The following is a 427-nucleotide window of genomic DNA, read 5'->3' as shown; positions in this document are numbered from 1 at the left end:
TAGACGTTCTTTTAATTAGAAAAAATAAACGCTAATGTTAGCAACGCTCAAAGGTTCTCTCCGAGCTACAAAAGGGGACAATTTTGGCTAACATTAGCGTTTTATACATTTTAAGGTGAGTATTTTTAGGGATGATTGAATGGCTTTTAAAGTTAATAGTTTAGGGGACAGAAAACTTTAAAAAACACATTATGTTAGGGAATAATTAGAACATAAATTCTAATTCTCAAATTCTCAATTGGATTTTGTGCACTGTCTTGTTTGGATGTGAAAATAACATCGACACGGTTTAGTAACTCATTTTCATTGTGTCTACGTCATTTTCTAGTAGAGAGAGCAATTTATAGATTTCGAATTCACTGAAAGTTTCATCACATTTTACTGTAATAGTCTTGAAAGTTTTAGTTATGATTTCGTAAATAGGTAC

The 427-nt window shown here is 30.9% G+C and carries 1 protein-coding gene; it reads right to left on the bottom strand.

Annotated features, from left to right (window positions below; translation table 11 throughout):
• Nucleotides 1-289 precede the first annotated feature (289 nt).
• Nucleotides 290-427: C1q-binding complement inhibitor VraX (gene vraX, locus HZY83_RS01200; protein WP_179942293.1), on the bottom strand; the 138-nt coding region annotated here is incomplete at its 5' end.

The sequence above is a fragment of the Gemella sp. GH3 genome (assembly GCF_013415425.1).
In the GTDB taxonomy this organism is placed as follows: Bacteria; Bacillota; Bacilli; order Staphylococcales; family Gemellaceae; genus Gemelliphila.
This window is presented reverse-complemented; position numbering and strand designations above follow the sequence as displayed.